The 726-nt window shown below is 53.0% G+C and carries 1 protein-coding gene and 1 pseudogene; both read right to left on the minus strand.

Annotated elements, in window-relative coordinates; genetic code table 11:
• A pseudogene (locus PSI23_RS21750) lies at positions 1-253 on the minus strand (hypothetical protein); the annotation flags it as partial.
• 93 nt (positions 254-346) lie between these two features.
• A partial coding sequence (locus tag PSI23_RS21755) for an antirestriction protein (RefSeq protein ID WP_273557016.1) occupies positions 347-726 on the minus strand: 380 nt, incomplete at its 5' end.

Raw genomic sequence — 726 nt, forward strand, 5'->3', positions numbered from 1 at the left:
GAGTAGCAGACATTTCCGGTACCGGCCAGTCACCCAAAAGATGGATCACTTTCAGCCGCTGTACCGCTTCGGTGACAGAGTCGGTTTCACACACGGTCAGGGTTTCCTCCCTCAGCGATTGTGGCCGTTGGGGATGTTGCATCAGGCCGGTGACCTGTACGGTAAAAATATTTTCCTGCGAGGCCAGTGTCGTGCTCTCCGGCGCAGGTAAAAAATCGGGTTCATGGTATTGCTCTCCTTGATTTGACGTCAATAAAAGACAACACCCGCCCAATACGGGAAGGTGTTGTCGGCTCCCCGGTCAGGCGCTAAAAATGAGAGTTAACAGCCTCATCGGCTGATTACGTTAGTGGAGATTATGGTTGTTATGGATAAGTGACGAACTGATAACGTCCTCTTTGGGCTGCATCGCCAGTACTGCACGTATCAGCTCGGTTTCTGGGTGGTGTAGCGCGTATTCCCGCAGTTCGCAGAAGCGGAACGCATCGGCATTCGGCTCATCCAGCTCAGCGATACGGGCAAACACAATCGCGGTAACAGCCAGACCGAAAGCATCCGCAGAAAGCGTGGCAGTCAATGTCGTCTCCGGCAGATAAACCGAATAGGTTTTTGCCGCTGTGGGTATCATATACGTCAGTGATTCAGACACGTTCCGGCTGCTCCACTGCGCAGGACGATATTCACCACACAACTCTGTGAGGCAGTATTCGCCAGCAGGAAACCCAG

The organism is Xenorhabdus yunnanensis (assembly GCF_028598805.1).
Lineage (GTDB): Bacteria > Pseudomonadota > Gammaproteobacteria > Enterobacterales > Enterobacteriaceae > Xenorhabdus > Xenorhabdus yunnanensis.